Origin of the sequence: Methylobacterium goesingense, assembly GCF_022179225.1 — a bacterium.
GTDB lineage: Bacteria > Pseudomonadota > Alphaproteobacteria > Rhizobiales > Beijerinckiaceae > Methylobacterium > Methylobacterium goesingense.
Map to the genome: position 1 here is coordinate 1 of NZ_BPQL01000157.1, position 18,369 is coordinate 18,369.

Here is an 18,369-nt window from a genome sequence, read left to right on the forward strand (position 1 = left end):
TCGACATCCGCGAGGGCGAGATCTTCGCCCTCGCGGATGTCGAGGTCGATGCCGTCGAGGGCCTTCAGACCGGAGGCGTAGACCTTGGACAGGTCCTGGATCGAGATGATCGGCTGCATCGGGGCTCCGCTGCGGCATGGCGCCGGCGCGATCGGGCCGGCGCTATAGCACGCCGCCGCCGCAGGACTGGACGGCAAAACGAAAAAGCCGCCTCGCGGCGGCTTTCCCGGTGTCGCGGTCGCGGGCGATCAGGCCCGCAGGCGGGTCCGGACCTCACCGAGGCTCTGGCGCACCAGGCCCTCGGCGGTCTCGCCCTGCATGCGCTCGCGCAGGATCACCTCGGACACCTTCACGGCGGCGTCGGCGGCGGCGGCGCGGACCTGGGCGGTGGCCTGGACCTCGGCCTGGGCGATCTTGGTCTCGGCGGACTTGGTGCGGCGGGCGATGAAGTCGTTCAGGCGGGCATGGCCCTCGTCGGCGATACGCTGGGCCTCCTCGCGGGCCGAGGCCACGATGGCCTCCGCCTCACGCTCGGCCTCGGCGCGGCGCTTCTTGTAGTCGGCCAGGACGCCGGCCGCTTCCTCGCGCAGGCGGCGGGCCTCGTCGAGTTCGTGGCGCACGCGCTTGGCGCGGCCGTCCAGGCCCTTGGTGATCTGGTCGAAGCCGCCGACCTTCCAGACCACGGCCATGAACAGGACGAAGGCGACTGCGACCCAGAATTCGGCTTCCAACAACATGCTCGGCGTCCCAACTCGATGGTGTCCGGCGGGGTCTTCCCCGTGGGGTATTCCTGCCGGTCAGATGTGGTTTGGCGTCCCGCCTCAGTGCGGGAATGCGACGCTGTCGAGGGCCTTGGCGAGGGCGGCCTCGTCGGGGCTGCGGCCGGTCAGGCGCTCCACGATGGCGGAGGCCGTCTCGCCGGCGATCCCGCGCACGTTGCCCATGGCCTCGGCGGTGCGGGTGCGCAGGGTGGCCTCGGAGGCGGCGATGCGGGCGTTCAACTCGGCCTCGAGGGCCTTGCGCCGGGTCTCGGCTTCCTGGGCGAGGGCGCTCCGGGTCTCGAGGGCGATGGCCTGGGCCTTGGCCTGGGCGTCGCTCAAGGATTTCTCGTAGGCCGCGCCGGCGGCGTCCGCCTCGGCCTTCAGGCGCTGGGCCTCGTCGAGGTCACCCGACAGGCGCGTGGCGCGGTCGTGCAGGATGCCCTGGATGCGCGGCAGCGCGATCTTGTCCATCAGGTAGTAGAGCAGGCCGAAGGCCAGCGCGAGCCAGATCAGCTGGGACGCGAAGGTGTGGCTCTCGAAGGGGGGGAAGCCACCGCCGTGCTCGGCGGCCGGCGTCGCGGCGAAGCCTTCATGCGTTGCGGTCGGATGAGCCGGCTGAGCCATGACGTCCTTCGGTCAAATCGGGAGAAAGGACCGGACGCGAGGACCATCCCAGAAGGGGAGGCGGCGTCCGGCCCGGTAGCGGGTTCGAAGTCTAGGGAGCGCGCAGCGATCTCAGACGGCGAACAGGAGCAGCAGCGCGACGAGCAGCGAGAAGATGCCGAGCGCTTCCGTGAGGGCGAAGCCGAGGAGCAGGTTGCCGCGCTGGCCGTCGGCGGCCGACGGGTTGCGGAGCGCGCCGGCGTAGAACTGGCCGAAGAGGTTGCCGAGGCCGATGGCGGCGCCCGCCATGCCGAGACAGGCGAGGCCGGCACCGATGTACTTGGCAGCTAAGGGATCCATCAAATTGCTCCTGGTGTCCGTGTCGTCGTTGCGTGGAGAGAAATCCGGCCTGCGACCGCGGACCGGGGACGGAAGGGCGTGTCCCGGCTGGCGCCGGGGTGACCCGGCCTAGTGGCCGGGATGCAGGGCGTCGCTGAGGTAGATCGAGGCGAGCGTCGCGAAGACGTAGGCCTGCAGACCGGCGACGAGGAATTCGAGGGCCGTGACGGCCACGCTGAGAGCCAGCGGCAGGGGCGAGATCGCGCCCCAGGCCCCGGCGGCGAGCAGCGCCGGCACGAAGCCCGCGAAGATCTTGAGGGCGATGTGGCCGGCGAGCACGTTGGCGAAGAGACGGACCGCGAGGCTGATCGGGCGCGAGATGAACGACACGATCTCGATGGCCACGATCATCGGCATCAGCCAGCCGGGCACGCCGGAGGGCACGAACACCTTCAGGAATTTCGTACCATGGGCCATGAAGCCGTACACGATCACGGTGCCGATCACGAGGAAGGCCAGCGCGAAGGTGACGATGATGTGGCTGGTCACCGCGAAGGCGTAGGGGATCATGCCGAGCATGTTCAGCACGAGCACGAACATGAAGAGCGAGAAGATCAGCGGCATGAACCGCTCGGAGCCGTGCCCGGCGGACTGGCGCAGGGTCGAGCCGATGAACTCGTAGAACACCTCGGCCATCGACTGCATGCGGCCCGGCACCACCGAGCGGCGGGCGGTGGCCACCACGGTGATCAGCGCGATGATCCCGACGGCGGCGAACATGTAGAGCGCGGACTGCGTGAACGCGATCTCCTGGTTGCCGATATGACCGAAGGAGACCAGCGGCTTGAGCTCGAACTGGTGGATCGGATCCATCTTTACGGCCATTGCCGCTCCCGCCCTTCTGAATCTCGGCCGGCCTTTCGGCCCGCCACCACCGGTGCCGCACGGAGCGGCATGCATGAAATCGAGGTCCGGCCGCAGGGGCCTTTCCCAAAGCGAGCCCTCACAGGTCCCGCTCCTTGCCCGGCGCCTTCGAGAGTGCTCCCGAGACGCGCATGACGTTGTAGACGCCGGTCGCGAAGCCCAGCATCAGCAGGACGATCAGACCCCAGGGTTTCGTCCCCAGGTACCGATCGAACATCCAACCGAGAATGCCCCCGGCCAGGACGCCCGCGATGAACTCGGTCGAGAGCCGCATCGCTTGGCCGAGAGGAGAAGGCCCGGCCGTCTGGCCGGGACGCGAGGAATGACCGGGAGGGGCGCTGGGCCGCTTCCGCTCGATCTGCGTCTCAAGACGTTTGAGCCTCTGGGAGAGGTCCGCGTCCAGTGCTTTCTTCCGCCCGTCCCCGCCTTCGTCCCCTGTTTCGTTGCCGCTCACAGCGAGAACTCACATTGGCGAGAGCGGAGGGAACCGGCCGGAACGCCTCCTTCAAGCGGGGCGCACCATAGTTTCGCCTACCTTGGGTGTCAAGGCGCCGCCGACACGATGTAAGATATTGACACCTTTGAGAAAATCGAGGTTTTCCCGAGCCGCCCCCAGGTCTTCGGCAATGCCCATGGCGGGACGGCCCCGGACGGGCCAGATCCCGCGTGACGCGGACGGGTTCAGGCGCCCAGGATCGGCTTGATCACCTTCTCCATCCCCTCAATGGTCATCTCGCCCTTGAAGCGCTCGCCATTGATGAAGAACGTCGGCGTCGAATCGACCTTGAAGGTGTCCATGCCCTTCTGCTTCACCACGTTGACGGCGTTGTAGAGCTTCTGGTCCTTCAGGCAGGCCTCGAACTTCTCCTTCGAGAAGCCGGCCTGACGCAGCATCTGCTCCATGGCGTCCACCGGCGATTGCGGCTTCTGCACGTAGGCCCAGGCGGCCTGCTGGTCGAAGAGCAGGTCGGTGATCGGGTAGTACTTGGCGTCCCCGTCGCAGCGCGCCAGCATGAAGGCCGCCGTGGCCAGGGGGTCGAGGGGGAACTCGCGCAGGGTGAAGCGCACCTTGTTGGTGTCGATGTAGCGCTCCTTCAGGGCCGGCCAAGTGTACTTGTGGAAGGCGGCGCAGTGCGAGCAGGTCATCGAGGCGTACTCGATGATCGTGACCTTGGCGTCCTTCGGGCCGAGCCAGACGTCGCCGAGGGGGCCGGGCTCCATCAGGGTGGAGAGGTTCGCGTCCTCGGCCGCGGCCGGCAGGGTGAACCGGGGCAGGAGGATCGCAGCGCCGACCGCAAGGCCGGTGGCTTTCAGGGCGTCGCGTCGGGTGATCATGATCGGGACGGGCTCCGCTCGCGGACCAAATGTCTTCGTGAGCGATGCGGTAGAATCCTGCAGGCGTCCTGACAAGGCGGGTCGTCGTTTCGCCGCGGTCCTTCTCGCAGGTCCGGCGGCGATCCGCCTAGCGCTTGTGCGTGGTCGCCACGATGGCGGTGCCGAGGCGATCGAGGGCGTCGCGCAGGGCGTCGTGCTCGATCGTGCCCACCGCGAGCGCCACTTCGCCGCGGCGGACGGGATCGATCACCGGGGGCGCGGGCCGGCGCCCGATCCGGTCGACCCGGCCCTGGCGCAGCACGATACGGCCCACGCAGGCCCAGCCGTAATGGGCGTTGATGCGCTGGATCACCACAGGGGCGAGGTGCTGGAGTTCGAGGGCGAACACCCCCTCCACCCGGACCACGAGGGTGCCGGGCTCCGAGCGCCCCTCCTCGTCGCGCTGGCGCCGACGCGGCCATTCGAGCTTCGAGGGCTGGCAGTAGCGCGACAGGCGCTCGCCGACGATCTCGGGCCAGGCGCCCAGGATGTCGGTAGAGGCGAAGCCCTGCGCGGCGAAGGCCGGGCCGATGCATTCCTCCAGCAGTTCGGCGAGGGGTTTGGCACGGGCCATGCGCTGCGTGTGTCCGTGAGGGCCGACCGGGATCGCGTCCGGGGCACCGGTATCGCGCCGCAATGGTTAGCACGCGGTTCCGGAGAGCCGAAGCGGCGTCGCGGATCCCCGGGCGGGTCTTTGACGGCGGGGTCCGGAAGGCTATGGACGAGCCTCCCCAGCGCGCACCGGTGCCCGTGTCCCAGACCACAGCCCCCGACCCCGCGGCCGCCGACCTCCTGACCTGGTACGACCGGCACCGGCGCGTCCTGCCCTGGCGGGCGCTGCCGGGGGAAACGCCCGACCCCTACCGCGTCTGGCTCTCGGAGGTGATGCTTCAGCAGACCACCATCGCGGCGGTCAAACCCTACTTCGCCGCGTTCCTGGCGCGCTTCCCCACCGTCGAGGCGCTGGCAGCGGCGCCGGAGGAGGCGGTGATGTCGGCCTGGGCCGGGCTCGGCTATTATTCGCGCGCCCGCAATTTGCATGCCTGCGCCAGGGCGGTGGCGGCGGCCGGCGGATTTCCCGACACGGCCGCCGCCCTGCGCAAGCTGCCGGGCATCGGCGCCTACACGGCGGGCGCCGTCGCGGCGATCGCGTTCGACCGGCCGGAGGCGGCGGTGGACGGCAATGTCGAGCGGGTGATGACGCGGCTCTTCGCCATCGAGACCGCGCTGCCGGCGGCGCGCCCCGAGATCCGGGCGGTGACGCAGGATCTGGTGCCCGCGGACCGGCCCGGGGACTTCGCGCAGGCGGTGATGGATCTGGGCGCCACCATCTGCACGCCCAAGCGCCCGGCCTGCGCCCTCTGCCCCTGGATGGCTCCCTGCCGGGCCCGGGCGCTTGGCCTGCAGGAGACCTATCCGCGCAAGGTCAAGGCGGTGAAGGGCACACTGCGGCGGGGCGCGGCCTTCGTGGCGATCCGCAGCGGCGACGAGGCGATCCTGCTGCGCACGCGCCCGCCGGAGGGGTTGCTCGGCGCCATGGCCGAGCCGCCGACGAGCGCGTGGGAGCCCGATTACGACCCGACCCAGGCCCTCCTCGACGCGCCCCTCGACGCGCGCTGGAAGCGCCTGCCGGGGCTTGTGCGTCACGGCTTCACCCACTTCCCCTTGGAACTGACGGTGTTCGTGGCCAAGGTGGCGCTGAGTACGGCGGCGCCGGCGGGCCTACGCTTCACGCCGCGCCGCGACCTCGGCGAGGAGCCCCTGCCGGGCGTGATGAAGAAGGTCCTGGCCCACGCCTTCGACCCGAAGCCCGAACCGCCGGCCAAGCGCGGGCGGCCGAAGGGGATGCGGGCGGTCGCGGACACGCCGCTCTTCGCCGAACCAGAGCAGGAGGCGCCAGCCGCGCCGCCGCGCTTCCGCCCCGTTCCGAAGCCGGCGCCGCGCGCGATTTCCGTGCCGCATCCGGAGGAAGAAGGGGAGGAGGGGGTGTTCGACGAACCGGTGGCGGCGCCCACCGCCGCGCGCAAGCGGGGCAGGCCGAAAACCCGCCCGCGCTGACCTGCCGCCGGGGAGGGCGCCCGACTCAGGCGGCTGAGCCCATGGCGGCCCGCATCTTGGCGCGGAAGACGTCGATGAGCACCGGCTTGCCGTTGCGGGTCGCGTGCCAGAAATCCCAGCCGTTGCAGGCGGGGAAGCCTTGCACCAGGGCGCCGATCTTGTGGATCGAGCCCGTGGCCGGTCCGGCCATCAGGGTGCCGTCGGGGCGCACGATGGCGCTGTGGCGGCCGCGCGCGTCCGTGAGGGTCTCGCCCGCGCGGATATGCCCGGCCTCGATCACGCTCAGGAAGGCGACGCGGGGCTCCGCGCGCTTGCTCGGCGCCACCAGCAATGCGGCCTGCGACAGAGGCTCGACAGCGTCGATCCGGGCGCGGGCGGCCTGCGCGTAGACGGTCTCGCGCTCGATGCCGATGAAACGGCGCCCAAGGCGCTTGGCCACGGCGCCGGTGGTGCCGGTGCCGAAGAATGGGTCGAGCACCACGTCGCCGGGATTGGTGGCGGCGAGCAGCGTGCGGGCGAGCAGCGCCTCGGGCTTCTGGGTGGGATGGACCTTCTGGCCGTCGGCCCCCTTCAGGCGCTCGTCGCCGGTGCAGAGGGGGATGAACCAATCCGAGCGCATCTGGACGTCGTCGTTGCCGCCCTTCAGCGCCTCGTAGTGGAACGTGTAGGCCTTCGATTCCGCCGAGCGCGAGGCCCAGATCAGGGTCTCGTGGGCATTGGTGAAGCGCTTGCCCCGGAAGTTCGGCATCGGGTTGGCTTTCCGCCAGACGATGTCGTTGAGGATCCAGTAGCCTAGGTCCTGCAGGGTGGCGCCGACCCGGAAGATGTTGTGGTAGGAACCGATCACCCACAGGGTGGCATTCGGCTTCATCACCCGGCGCGCGGCCGCGAGCCAATCGCGGGTGAAGGCGTCGTAGGCGGCAAAGCTCGAGAACTGGTCCCAGGCGTCGTCCACCGCGTCGACCCGGCTCTGGTCGGGACGCAGGAGCGAGCCCTCGCCGAGCTGGAGATTGTAGGGCGGATCCGCGAACACGCAGTCGACGCTGGACGCCGGCAGGGCGTTCATGGCCGCGATACAGTCGCCGACGAGGATCTCGTCGAGGGGAAGACGGGACGCGGGGGGTACGAGACCCATCCGCGGCACCGACACGGGCCGCCCGGCACGCGAGACACTTTTCCGGGCGACGGTGTCGGCAACCGCGGTACGCAGGGAAGCCATGGCAAACACCGGTTACGCGACTGACCGGCAGACCTTGGGCCCGTTAACGTAAAGGCGGGGTTGCCGAGATGCGGACAAGGCGTCTCGATTTGGGGCTGCAATTTTTGCCGGGTGGCACGTGCCAGGCCCCAGGAGGCTATAGCCTCGCCGTTGGAAAGATCAGCGGAAAATTTACCCGGCTCCTCGGAAGATTAACTCCGGCAACGCGCCGCACTGCATCCAGGAACCCCGGGATGGCCTTCAGCCGACCTCAAGGGCGCGGATGGAGAAGAAACTTACCTTTCCGGCGTCTGCCAGCCTCGCGCAGGGCAGGGTTTCGCTGACCGCATCCCTGAGGGGGGCATCCTGCATCCCGACGTTGCGTCATGGCCACGATCAAGGCCCGATCACGTGGAGTTTCCACGGTCTCAACAACGGCGCAGGCGGCTGGATTCATAGACAGATCGTGAATAATATCTCCACTCACAACCACTGATTAAAAAATCCCTATAGCCTAAAAAAGGCAGTTACCGCCATATTTGTCCGGTCTCATTTTGGCCCCGTTCCGCTTCATTTTGCCGGCCATCCGAAACAACAAAGGGAATGCGGATGACCATCAAGCCTGTTCGTGGAGCTGTTGCCCTCATTGGAACCGTCGTCACTCTCGCCGCCCATTCACCGGCCAGCGCCCAGTCCGGCGCCGCCTCCTGGTACGCGAGCGGCCACCGCACGGCGAACGGCGAGCGCTTCAATCCGAACGGGATGACCGCCGCCCATCGCAGCCTGCCGTTCGGCACCCGGGTCCGGGTCGAGAACAAGCGCAACGGCCGCTCCGTGGTGGTGCGCATCAACGATCGCGGACCGTTCGTGCGCGGCCGGATCATCGATCTCGCCAAGGGCTCCGCCCGCGCGCTCGGCATGGGCGGCACGACCTACGTCTCCCTGCGCGTCGTCGACTGAGACGGGCCGAACCGGTCGGCCATCGTCACGCCGGAGCGAACCGCCGAAATTTCGCGTGAGCCAATCCGGTTGGCCGGCGTTGTGCGAACGACCGGTCGACCCCATTCTCACCGGCGGAATCGTGAGTTCGGAATCCCATGGCCAAGCCCCTGATCGTCGAAATTCCGCATGACCTCGGCTTGGCGGAAGCCCGCCGGCGCATCGCGGATGGCATCACCCAGGCCGACGGGCTGTTCGCCAAGGCGGGCATCGCCGTCGACAAGATGGCCTGGACGGACGACCGCCTCGACTTCGCGATGGCCGCCATGGGCCAGAAGGTGGACGGCCAAGTCGATGTTCGGGCCGAGACCGTGCGGGTCGAGGTGCGCCTGCCGCTGCTCCTCGCCCTGTTCGCCCAGCAGATCCAGAAAAGGGTCGGCAAGGAGGGAAACCTCCTGCTGACCAAGAAGTAGGCCCCGGCCGCCCCGCGTGATGGCGTCACCCCGGAACCGGCCTCTGGTGCGGGGTGTTGCCACGGTCCGATCCTGGGGCATTCAAGTCCCGGGGAACCGAGAGGCGCAAGCGATGTCGAACCCCGGCCCCATCCCGGAAGCTCCGGTGCCCGAGACCCCTTACGAGGCGCCGCAGACCCCGCCCCCAGGGCCCGATACCCCGGGGACGGACGTGCCCGGCAAGACCCCGACCGAGGCGCCCGACGTGACGCCCACCGAGATCCCGGTCAACGATCCGGATATCGGCCCGGCCATCGCACCCGATCCGATGCCCACGGGCCCCGCCAACCCCACGATGTGAGGGAAGCCCGAATGCGGGTTTGTTCGGAGGCGCGGTCGCTGCCATAAGCCGGCCCCATGGCCGCTCCTCCGCTTCTCACCCTCCAAGACGTCGCGCTCACCTTCGGTGGCACCCCGCTGATCGAGCGCGCCGAACTCGCGATCTCCCCCGGCGAGCGCACCTGCCTCGTGGGCCGCAACGGCTCGGGCAAGTCCACCCTGATGAAGATCGCCGCCGGGCTCGTGGAGCCCGACAAGGGCGTGCGCTTCGTCCAGCCCGGCACCACGATCCGCTACCTGGCGCAGGAGCCCGACTTCTCGGGCTTCGAGACGACGCTGGACTTCGTCGAATCCGGCCTCAACCACGACGACGACGCCTACCGTGCCCGCTACCTCCTGGAGAGCCTCGGCCTCACCGGCGCGGAGAACCCGAAGAGCCTGTCGGGAGGCGAGGGGCGCCGGGTGGCGCTCGCCCAGGCCCTGGCGCCCGAGCCCGACATCCTGCTCCTCGACGAGCCCACCAACCACCTCGACCTGCCGGCGATCGAGTGGCTCGAATCCGAGCTGAAGAGCGTGCGCGGCGCCCTCGTGCTGATCAGCCACGACCGGCGCTTCCTCTCGGCCCTGTCGAAGACCACGATCTGGCTCGACCGCGGCGTCACCCGTCGTATCGAGCAGGGTTTCTCCACCTTCGAGGCCTGGCGCGACGCCTTCTTCGAGGAGGAGGAGCGCGACCGGCACAAGCTGGAGCGCAAGATCGCCGACGAGGAGCACTGGCTGCGCTACGGCGTCACCGCACGGCGCAAGCGCAACGTGCGGCGGCTCGGCAACCTGCACGCCCTGCGCAAGGAACGCCGCGACGACCGCCGCCCCGTCGGCACCGCGACGATGACCTCGACGGAAGCCGAGAGCTCGGGCGCCCTGGTGATCGAGGCCAAGCACGCGGCCAAGGCCTATGGCCCGCGCCGGATCGTCGACGATCTCTCGCTGCGGGTGATGCGGGGCGACCGCCTCGGCATCGTGGGCGCCAACGGCGCCGGCAAGACTACGCTGATCAACCTGCTGACCGGTCAGGCGCACCCGGATTCGGGCACGGTGGCTCTGGGCACCAACCTGAAAATGATGCTCCTAGACCAGGCCCGCGCCGTGCTGGAGCCCAGCATGACGGTGACGGAGGTGCTCACGGGGGGCAGCGGCGATTCGGTGATGGTCGGCGGCGTCAGCCGCCACGTCATCGGCTACCTCAAGGACTTCCTGTTCGCCCCCGAGCAGGCCCGCACCCCGGTGAGCGTGCTCTCGGGCGGCGAGCGCAACCGCCTGCTCATCGCACGCGCCCTGGCCCAGCCCGCCAACCTCCTCGTCCTCGACGAGCCCACCAACGACCTCGACCTCGAGACCCTCGACCTCCTGCAGGAGATGCTGGCTGATTATTCCGGGACCCTGATCCTCGTGAGCCACGACCGCGACTTCCTCGACCGGGTGGTCGGGAGCGTGCTGGTCAGCGAGGGGGAGGGGCGCTGGGTCGAGTATGCCGGCGGCTACACCGACATGATCGCCCAGCGCGGGGAGGGCGTGCAGGCCCGAGCGGCGGCCGGGCGGGCCGAGAAGGCGGAGGCGCACACCGATGCCCGCGACCGCGCGAAGGCGCCCGAGACCGCGTCCCCGGCCGGCAAGCCGAAGCTCGGCTTCAAGGACCAGCATGAACTCAAGACCCTGCCGGACCGGATGAAGAAGCTTGAATCCGACATCGCCAAGCTGCGCGAGGTCCTGGCCGATCCGGGCCTCTATGCCCGCGACCCGGCCCGCTTCGCCAAGGCTTCCGACCTCCTCGCCGTTGCCGAGACCGAACTCTCGAAGTCCGAAGACCGCTGGCTGGAACTCGAGATGCTGCGCGACGCCTGATCCGGTCGTTTGGCGCGTCCAAGCTCGACGCAGCCCTCCTCCCCACATTGCGGGGAGGAGTCGGAGGTGGGGGTGGTTGGGTGCCCCTCGACGAACGGAGGCTGGCGGAACCACCCCCACTCCGGACCTCTTCCCGCAAGCATGACGGATCTTGGGCAGGCCCGAGATCCGCTGCAAAGAAGAACGCGTCCGGCCTTTGACGACGCGGATGTGCGGGTCCCACAGCCGGGAAGGAAAACCACACGCCCGTCACCACGCAGAGGCGCATCGCAGCCCACGAGCCGCGTGGCTCCGCCACCGAGCCAGGCGAGGCGAGCCGGGACGGATGCGGGTCTCGGCCTTCAAGATGCCGTGAAGCGGGTATGTGGTGCGGCGAGGGCGAGCGCGAGCCGCGCAGGATCGCCCTGCCGCTACCGGATCCCGACGTGCCCGCCGCCTTCGACTTCCGAGACCGCTGCCGCCGAATTGGCTGGGCCGCCGGCCTGCCCGGCCTCGCGTTGATCTTTGCCGCCTCCGCCTTCTGGGTGACACCCCGGCTGGAGACACGACTGGCCCGCGAGGCCGACGCCGTCGCGCGTTCGGTGGCGGAGCCCGGGGCCGAGCCCTGGCTGCGCGTCACGGCGGAGGGCCGCGACCTCGTCGTCACCGGCGAGGCCCCGGATGCCGGGACCCGCGACGCCGCCCACGACCGCCTGGCACGCCTCGACGGCGTGCGGCGTCTCGTCGGCCCGGTCGGCGTGGTCGAGCTGGCCGCACCCTTCGTCTGGGTGGCGACGCGCACCCAGGACGGTGTCGACCTCACGGGATCCCGTCCGGCGGAGATCGGCGCCGGTGCCCTCGCCGAGCGGCTGACGCCCGCCCTGGAGCCGGGCACGGCCCTACGCGACCGCACCCGCGCCGCCCTCGGGGCGCCGCCGGACTTTTCCGCCGCAGCGACTTACGCCCTGGCCCGCCTGCGCGCGCTGGCACCCGGCGGCCGGGTGATGCTGGAGGATCTGCGCCTTTCCGTCTCCGGCGAAGCGGCTTCCGTCGCCGACGAGGAGGCCCTGCGCGCCGCCCTCGCGGCGCCGCCCGTCGGCTACACCCTCGGTCAGGTCGAGATCGCCCCCGCCGCGGTGGCGGATTTTCGCTTCGTCGTGACCCGCCCGCCCGGTGGCGGCCTGGACCTCTCGGGCTACGTGGTCTCGGAGGCCGCGCGAACCGCGATCCGTGAACAGGCGGCCCAGATCTCCGAGACGGGCCGGATCGAAGACCGGACGCGCACCGCGCGGGGCTTGCCGTCCGAGATCGACCCGGCCGCGATGGCGCGGTTCGCCCTGCAACTCGCCGGCCTGATGCAGGAGGGCAGCGTCACCGTGGCGGATTCCGCAATCTCCCTGAACGGCATCGCCCTCGACGCCCAGGCCATTCCGGAGATCGAGGCCCTGATCGGAGACGCAATTCCGGCGGGCCTGAAGCGCGGCGGGATCACCCTCGGCACGCGACCGCTCTCCCCCTACCGGGTCGGACTCCGGCGCGAGGCGGACGCCGTGACCCTGACCGGGCACCTGCCAGACGTGGCCACGCGCGAAGCCCTGCTGGGGGCCCTACGGCCGCGCCTGTTCCGCGAGCGGCTCGTGGACCGCACGCGCCTCGGCCAGGGCGCGCCGGACACCCTCGCCCGCGCCCTGACGGCCGTTGCAGCTCCCCTCGCGCTGCTGGTGCGCGGCGAGGTCCGGATCGCTGATCGCACCGTGATCTTGAGCGGCGAGAGCCTCTACCCCCAGACCGCCCGGCGCATCCGGGAGGACCTTCCGGCCGCGCTGCCGGAGGGGTGGCGCGCCGAGATCGCCGTGACCGTCCCCGGGGAGATTCCGGCCCGCACGCCGGATTCCTGCGCCCAGGCCCTGGATTCCAGCCTGAAGGGACCGGGCCCGGTCTTCGCGCCCGGCAGCGCGACCCTGAAGCCCGCCTTCTATCCAGGCCTCGACGCCCTGGCCGGCCTCGCGCGGACCTGTCCGTCCCTGCGCCTCACGGTCACGGGCCATGCCGACCCCGCCGGGGGCGCCCCCGCGCCGAGACCGGCCGTCGACGCGGCGGTCGAGAGCACCGCCTCCCTGGAGGCGGGCAAGCCGCAGGGGGCCCGGCCTGCGGACGCCAAACCGGCGTCCAAGCCGCCGGTGAAAGCCGCCACGAAAAAGGCCGAGCCCGCCAAACCCGATCCAGCCAAGACTGATCCAGCCAAGCCCGAATCCGCCAAAGCCGAACCGGCACCGGACCTGCCGCAGCAGCGGGCGCTCGTTGTCGCTGAGTACCTGCTTCAGGCGGGCCTGCGTCCCGAACAGGTCGCGGTGGCACCGCCCGGCACCGCGCGTCCCGCTGACCAGGGCGTCGGCCTCACGCCCGTCGCACGCCCCTGACACCGGCCTGCCGCCGGGACACCGGCATCCCGCATCCGACACCCATCCCAGAATCGAGGCGTGACCCGTGACCCTCCTGGCGACCATGCTCTGGCCAGCCCTGGCCGCCAGCCTCCTGCTCGGTGCCGGCATCGGCTGGCTCGCGGGCCTGCCCCGCACGGGGCCAGCCCGCTGGGGGGCGCTCACCCTCGTGCTGGGCGCCGGGCTCTGCGGTGGCCTCGCCGCCGCGGGCATCGTCCCGGGGCGGGCCGCCGCCTGGATCGAATGCGCGGCCCTGCTGCTCGCCGCCTACCTCGTCGGCGCCGTCCTCGTGGCCGGGGCTCTGCAGGGCAGGGACACCCGGCCATAAGGCCGCGTTGTATTTCCGCGACAGGCGCGACCAGAAGCCGATTTGCCCGGATCGATCAGGGAGACTTTCGCGACCCTCCGTCGTTGTCGTCACTGGTTTACCTGCAATTCGCCGACGGACGCGGTGATCGATTGATGTCATGACGGATCATCCAGCCCGGCCCGAGACCGTCGACCTGTCCTCCTGCGACCGCGAGCCGATCCATATCCTCGGCGCGGTCCAGCCCTTCGGCTTCCTCATCGCGGTCTCGTCGGACTGGATCGTGGTCCGGGCCTCCGAGAACGCGCCGCGCTGGCTCGGACACGCGGCGGCCGACCTCCTCGGCCTGCCCCTGTCCGACCTCCTGGACGCCGAGACCATCCACCTGATCCGCGGGCACCTCCAGGCCCTGCGCGGTCCCGACGCCATCGACCGGATCTTCGGCACGCCCCTGCTGCCGGGGGGCCCCCCCTTCGACATCGCCCTGCACGTCTCGGGCGGCAGCATCGTCATCGAGGCCGAGCCCAGCGTCTCCGAACATCTGAACGCCGGCAACCTCGTGCGCAGCATGGTGGGCCGGATCCAGCAGACCCTCGGCTTCGACCTGTTCTGCCGCGAGGCCGTGCGTCAGATGCGGGCGCTCACCGGCTTCGACCGGGTGATGATCTACCGTTTCGATCCGGACGGCTCGGGCGTCGTCATCGCCGAATCCGCCCGCTCCAGCCTGGATCCGTATCTCGGCCTGCATTACCCGGCCTCCGACATCCCGAAGCAGGCGCGCGTGCTCTACGAGCGCAACTGGCTGCGCATCATCGCCGACGTGAACGCGCCGCATATTGCAGTCATTCCGCAACGCGATCCGGAGGGCCAACCCCTCGATCTCTCGATGAGCACCCTGCGCACGGTCTCGCCGATCCACCTCGAATACCTGCGCAACATGGGGGTCGCCGCCTCCCTGTCGGTCTCGATCCTGCGCAATGGCCGCCTCTGGGGCCTGTTCGCCTGCCATCACGCCGAGCCGCGCCACATCTCCCTCGAGCGCCGCACCGGCGCCGAACTTTTCGGGCAGATGTTCTCGCTGATCCTGGAAAGCCGAGAGCGCGAGGCCGAGGCCGCATACGAGGCGAGTTCGCGCACCCTGCACGATCGCCTGATGGGCGCACTCGCCTCGGGCGGCACCAGCCTGGAGAACATCACGAGCTTCCTCGACGACATCGCCGGCATCGTCACCTGCGACGGGATCGGCGTCTGGGTGAACGGCCAGGTCACGCTCCAGGGTGCGACCCCGACGGCCGAGGAATTCACCGGACTGGTGCGCTTCCTCAACCGGACGGCGACCAGCCGAGCCTTCGCCACCCACGCGATCGGTGACGTCCACCCGCCCGCGGCGGACTACACCGAGCGAGCGGCCGGGCTTCTCGCGGTCCCGATCTCGCGGGCACCCCGAGACTTCCTGGTGTTCTTCCGACGCGAGATCGCCCGGACCGTGACCTGGGCCGGCAACCCCAGCAAGCCCGCGACCCTCGGACCGAACGGCCTGCGCCTGACTCCGCGCAAGAGCTTCGAGGCCTGGACCGAGGTGGTACGCGGCCAGTCCGCGCCCTGGAGCGCGGCGGAGTTGCGCATCGCCGAGGCTCTCCGGATCACGCTCCTCGAAGTCATCCTGCGGCTGACCGATTCCGCCGAAAAGGAGCGCAAGTCCTCCCAGGAGCGGCAGGAACTGCTGATCGCGGAGTTGAATCACCGCGTGCGCAACATCCTCAACCTCATCCGCGGCATCGTCGCCCAGAGCCGGTCGGGGGCGGACAGCGTCGAGGAATTCGCGGGGGTGGTCGGCGCGCGCATCCAGGCCCTGGCCCGCGCCCATGATCAGATCACCACAACGAATTGGGGCCCGGGGTCGCTGCACGATCTCATCGCCCTCGAGATGGAGGCCTATCTCGGCGAGCGCGCCGAGCGGGTCGTCCTGGACGGCATCGACGTGCTGCTCGAGCCGCAGGCCTTCTCCACCCTCGCGCTCGTCATCCACGAGCTGACGACGAACTCGGCCAAGTACGGCGCGCTCTCGGAACCGGCCGGGCGGGTCGATGTGGCGTGGCGTCGTGATCCGTCCGATGCCCTCGTCATCGACTGGAACGAGAGCGGCGGACCTGCCGTGGTGCCACCGACCCGGCGCGGCTTCGGCACCACGCTGATCGAGCGCTCGATCCCCTACGAGCTGAAGGGGGAGGCGGATATCAGCTACGAACTCACGGGGGTGCGCGGGCGCTTCGTGGTGCCGGCACGCTACGTCCGGGCCGCCCCGGCTGCGCCCGCGCCGGTTCCGCGCGAGAGCGTGCACAGCCTCGAAGCAAAGGCGCTCTCGGGAGCGGTCCTGCTGGTCGAGGACAACATGATCATCGCCCTTGAGGCCGAGGACATCCTCGCTACCCTGGGCGCCAGAGCGGTGGACATGGCCGCCTCGGTGCACGACGCCATGCGGCTGATCGAGGCGGCCACCCCGAGCTTCGCGCTCCTCGACGTGAACCTCGGCTCCGAGACCAGCCTGCCGGTGGCCCGACGCCTGTCGGCTCTCGGCGTTCCCTTCGCCTTCGCCACCGGCTACGGTGAAAGTTTCCGGATCCCGCCCGAGCTCGGTGCGGTGACGATGGTGAAGAAGCCCTACACCGCCGATACCCTGCGCCGGGCGCTGGCAGCAGGGGCCGTCGCGGCCTAACCCGCGGTCTGGGCCGCCTCGAACAGCGCAAAAGCGCGCAGGGCACCACGGGCCGCCGCATCGTGATCCTGCGCGGGTCGGGCGGACAACCAGGCGGCGAAACTCGCCCAGAGACGCTGTCCCTCGCCGTGCCGCAGGAAGTGCGCATGCGCGCGGACCAGCGGATCGGGACTGGCGAGAACCTGCCGTAGCAGCACCTGTCCGCCCAGGCGGGACCCTTCCAGGACGTAGAGAATACCGGGCGCCTCGGCTTCGGGGTGCCGAAGCGCTCCGATCGACCTCGGGGGTTCAGCGCCGCCGATGCCGATCAAATCGGCGCGCAAAGCATCCGCACGGCGGCGGATGGCCCAATCAGGGGGCAGGAAGGCGGGATCGACCCCATCGAGCCACTGCTCCAGGGGCACGAAGGCCGCTTCCATGACCCGGAGGAACGCCGCGTAATCCGCACGCCGGGAGAGGTCCCACGCCGCGAATCCGGCATCGAGCCGGCGATGGGCCGCGTCCGTCGCATCGCGGAGACGGAAGCGCAGATCGGCGGGCTTCTGCGCTTCAGAGGAGCCGGTGCGTGCCGTCGCAGTCTCTGATCCGGCGGGTGCCGCCATCGTCCTGTCCATGCCACGACCCGTCACATTCCCGAGGGCCTCGGCCCGATCTACGCTGTGTTCATAAACAATCTACGGACCGGGCAAAGGACTTTACCGACGCGCCTGCCCAGGCGGGGACGATGCTGCAATGTCCGGCCTCTCGACCACTCGGGCGCATCCCCCTGCGGCGCTTCGTGTGCCGCGTTCTTCCTCCGATTGTCTTTGCCCAGGATCGTCCATGTGGTTCTTTTACGGTCTCGCGCTCATGGCGGGCATCGCCAACGCCGTGCAATCGGGAGTGAACGCGACGCTCGCCAAGAACCTGGCGCAGCCCTTCGCCGCAGGCATCGTCATTTCCCTGGTGGGCGCGACGACCCTGCTGGCGGTCGGCTTGATCCTCGGCCGCTTCGCGCCGCCGTCCATGAGCGACATCCGGGCGGTACCGCACTGGGCCTGGCTGGGTGGCATGATGGGCGCGCTCCTCATCCTCTCCCAGCTCTACGTGGCCCAGCGGATCGGGGCGGCGCCGTATCTCGGCCTGCTCGTCACCGCCGGTGTGGTCACCTCGATCCTCCTCGATCATTTCGGTTGGGTCGGCTTCGAACAGCACCCCGTGAGCCTGTGGCGCATCTGCGGGGGGCTCCTGATGATCGCCGGCATCGCCCTCGTGGCGATGTTCTGAGATGGGCAGGCCGGTGCGGCTTGTTTTCGAGGTCGGGAACGGCAAAGCCTCGCTCCGCGTCGATGCATCGATCCTTGCCTCCTCCCCCGCCTCCAGCCTCCTCCCCCGCTTCCAGGACCGACGGACCCCTCGCGATGAACATCTTCCAGGACATCGTCAGCCGCTTCAGCCAGACCGTTACGGCCTATGCCGGCGACAAGGCGCTCATGCAGGCCATGGTCTCGGCGGCGGCCAACGTGATCGTGGCCGACGGCGAGGTCGCCGGCCAGGAATTCGAAACGGCACTTGCGGGCATGCAGGCCAATCCAATCCTGGAGAAGGGCTACGACCGGCTGATGCTCGAGAGCGAATTGTACGAGGGGATCGCCCGGGCGCGGACCCGGGCCGGCCGCGCCGAGAACCTGCGCCTCGTGGGCGCCATCGAGGGACGCGGCATCGAGGAGCGCGAGGCCGCCTTCCTGGTCGCGGCGGATGTGGCCGATCTCGACGGCATCATCGACGTGGAAGCCCGGGCCCTCGAGGAGATCGCCGCCGCCCTCGGCCTCGACAAGGCGGCTCTCCTCGCCGCATCGCCCGTCCGCCGCGCCGTTCAGTAGACCGCGCCGCGTGGCCGGGGCAGGCGCGATCCAGCAAAGCCCTTGATCAAAGGACGGCAAGCCTCTAAGCGGGCCCCCGTCTTTCGCCCGGCTCGACGCCTCGTCGAGCTTCAGCCCGGGCGACCGCTCGTGTGAGCTTGCCGCAGGAAAGAGACGATGGCCAAAGAGAAATTCG

19 protein-coding genes and 1 pseudogene are annotated in these 18,369 nt (G+C 69.8%); 10 read left to right on the plus strand and 10 right to left on the minus strand.

Features of this window, described 5'->3' with window-relative positions; translation table 11 throughout:
- The 8 genes and pseudogenes from MFF30_RS22140 to MFF30_RS22175 all read right to left on the minus strand — a co-directional run.
- Positions 1-119: pseudogene (locus tag MFF30_RS22140) on the minus strand (multidrug ABC transporter ATP-binding protein); the annotation flags it as partial.
- Positions 120-248: 129 nt separating this feature from the next.
- Complete coding sequence (locus MFF30_RS22145) at positions 249-734, minus strand: F0F1 ATP synthase subunit B family protein (protein ID WP_238282223.1); 486 nt, start codon at positions 732-734, stop codon at positions 249-251.
- Positions 735-821: 87 nt separating this feature from the next.
- Positions 822-1,385: a F0F1 ATP synthase subunit B family protein gene (locus tag MFF30_RS22150; RefSeq protein ID WP_238282201.1), complete on the minus strand. Its 564-nt coding sequence runs from the start codon at positions 1,383-1,385 to the stop codon at positions 822-824.
- Positions 1,386-1,496: 111 nt separating this feature from the next.
- Entirely contained in the window at positions 1,497-1,724 is a 228-nt protein-coding gene (locus MFF30_RS22155; protein ID WP_018044493.1) for a F0F1 ATP synthase subunit C, read from the minus strand.
- Between the two features lie 108 nt (positions 1,725-1,832).
- On the minus strand, positions 1,833-2,588 hold the full coding sequence (locus tag MFF30_RS22160; protein WP_238282203.1) for a F0F1 ATP synthase subunit A: 756 nt from the start codon (positions 2,586-2,588) through the stop codon (positions 1,833-1,835).
- A gap of 118 nt (positions 2,589-2,706) precedes the next feature.
- The gene (locus MFF30_RS22165) at positions 2,707-3,081 is read right to left on the minus strand and encodes an AtpZ/AtpI family protein (RefSeq protein ID WP_238282205.1); all 375 of its coding nucleotides are present in this window, start codon (positions 3,079-3,081) and stop codon (positions 2,707-2,709) included.
- Between the two features lie 227 nt (positions 3,082-3,308).
- The gene (locus tag MFF30_RS22170) at positions 3,309-3,962 is read right to left on the minus strand and encodes a thioredoxin domain-containing protein (RefSeq protein ID WP_238282207.1); all 654 of its coding nucleotides are present in this window, start codon (positions 3,960-3,962) and stop codon (positions 3,309-3,311) included.
- Positions 3,963-4,089: 127 nt separating this feature from the next.
- The gene (locus MFF30_RS22175) at positions 4,090-4,575 is read right to left on the minus strand and encodes a DUF721 domain-containing protein (protein WP_238282209.1); all 486 of its coding nucleotides are present in this window, start codon (positions 4,573-4,575) and stop codon (positions 4,090-4,092) included.
- 143 nt (positions 4,576-4,718) lie between these two features.
- On the opposite strand from MFF30_RS22175, the gene mutY reads away from it, so the two are divergent.
- Positions 4,719-6,059, plus strand: a complete 1,341-nt coding sequence (mutY, locus tag MFF30_RS22180) for an A/G-specific adenine glycosylase (RefSeq protein WP_238282210.1) — start codon at positions 4,719-4,721, stop codon at positions 6,057-6,059.
- A 25-nt stretch (positions 6,060-6,084) separates the two neighbouring features.
- Here mutY and MFF30_RS22185 read toward each other — a convergent pair whose 3' ends face one another.
- Positions 6,085-7,278: a site-specific DNA-methyltransferase gene (locus tag MFF30_RS22185; RefSeq protein WP_373320981.1), complete on the minus strand. Its 1,194-nt coding sequence runs from the start codon at positions 7,276-7,278 to the stop codon at positions 6,085-6,087.
- Between the two features lie 588 nt (positions 7,279-7,866).
- On the opposite strand from MFF30_RS22185, the gene MFF30_RS22190 reads away from it, so the two are divergent.
- The 7 genes from MFF30_RS22190 to MFF30_RS22220 all read left to right on the plus strand — a co-directional run bounded on the left by MFF30_RS22190 (position 7,867) and on the right by MFF30_RS22220 (position 16,332).
- On the plus strand, positions 7,867-8,217 hold the full coding sequence (locus MFF30_RS22190; RefSeq protein ID WP_373320982.1) for a septal ring lytic transglycosylase RlpA family protein: 351 nt from the start codon (positions 7,867-7,869) through the stop codon (positions 8,215-8,217).
- Between the two features lie 137 nt (positions 8,218-8,354).
- A complete protein-coding gene (locus MFF30_RS22195; protein WP_238282213.1) occupies positions 8,355-8,669 on the plus strand; it encodes a polyhydroxyalkanoic acid system family protein in 315 nt (104 codons plus the stop codon).
- A gap of 145 nt (positions 8,670-8,814) precedes the next feature.
- The gene (locus MFF30_RS22200; RefSeq protein WP_373320983.1) at positions 8,815-9,009 is read left to right on the plus strand and encodes a hypothetical protein; all 195 of its coding nucleotides are present in this window, start codon (positions 8,815-8,817) and stop codon (positions 9,007-9,009) included.
- Between the two features lie 56 nt (positions 9,010-9,065).
- Positions 9,066-10,889: an ABC-F family ATP-binding cassette domain-containing protein gene (locus tag MFF30_RS22205; protein WP_238282215.1), complete on the plus strand. Its 1,824-nt coding sequence runs from the start codon at positions 9,066-9,068 to the stop codon at positions 10,887-10,889.
- 362 nt (positions 10,890-11,251) lie between these two features.
- Positions 11,252-13,288, plus strand: a complete 2,037-nt coding sequence (locus MFF30_RS22210; RefSeq protein ID WP_238282216.1) for an OmpA family protein — start codon at positions 11,252-11,254, stop codon at positions 13,286-13,288.
- 67 nt (positions 13,289-13,355) lie between these two features.
- The gene (locus MFF30_RS22215; protein ID WP_238282218.1) at positions 13,356-13,637 is read left to right on the plus strand and encodes a hypothetical protein; all 282 of its coding nucleotides are present in this window, start codon (positions 13,356-13,358) and stop codon (positions 13,635-13,637) included.
- A gap of 139 nt (positions 13,638-13,776) precedes the next feature.
- Complete coding sequence (locus tag MFF30_RS22220) at positions 13,777-16,332, plus strand: HWE histidine kinase domain-containing protein (RefSeq protein ID WP_238282219.1); 2,556 nt, start codon at positions 13,777-13,779, stop codon at positions 16,330-16,332.
- Here MFF30_RS22220 and MFF30_RS22225 read toward each other — a convergent pair.
- Positions 16,329-16,934 (minus strand): biliverdin-producing heme oxygenase, encoded by a 606-nt coding sequence (locus tag MFF30_RS22225; protein WP_238282220.1) that lies wholly within the window; start codon positions 16,932-16,934, stop codon positions 16,329-16,331. The two genes, MFF30_RS22220 and MFF30_RS22225, sit on opposite strands and share 4 nt — an antisense overlap.
- Positions 16,935-17,154: 220 nt before the next feature.
- On the opposite strand from MFF30_RS22225, the gene MFF30_RS22230 reads away from it, so the two are divergent.
- Positions 17,155-17,598: a DMT family transporter gene (locus MFF30_RS22230; protein WP_238282221.1), complete on the plus strand. Its 444-nt coding sequence runs from the start codon at positions 17,155-17,157 to the stop codon at positions 17,596-17,598.
- Positions 17,599-17,732: 134 nt separating this feature from the next.
- Complete coding sequence (locus MFF30_RS22235; RefSeq protein ID WP_238282222.1) at positions 17,733-18,194, plus strand: tellurite resistance TerB family protein; 462 nt, start codon at positions 17,733-17,735, stop codon at positions 18,192-18,194.
- The last annotated feature ends 175 nt before the right edge of the window (positions 18,195-18,369 follow it).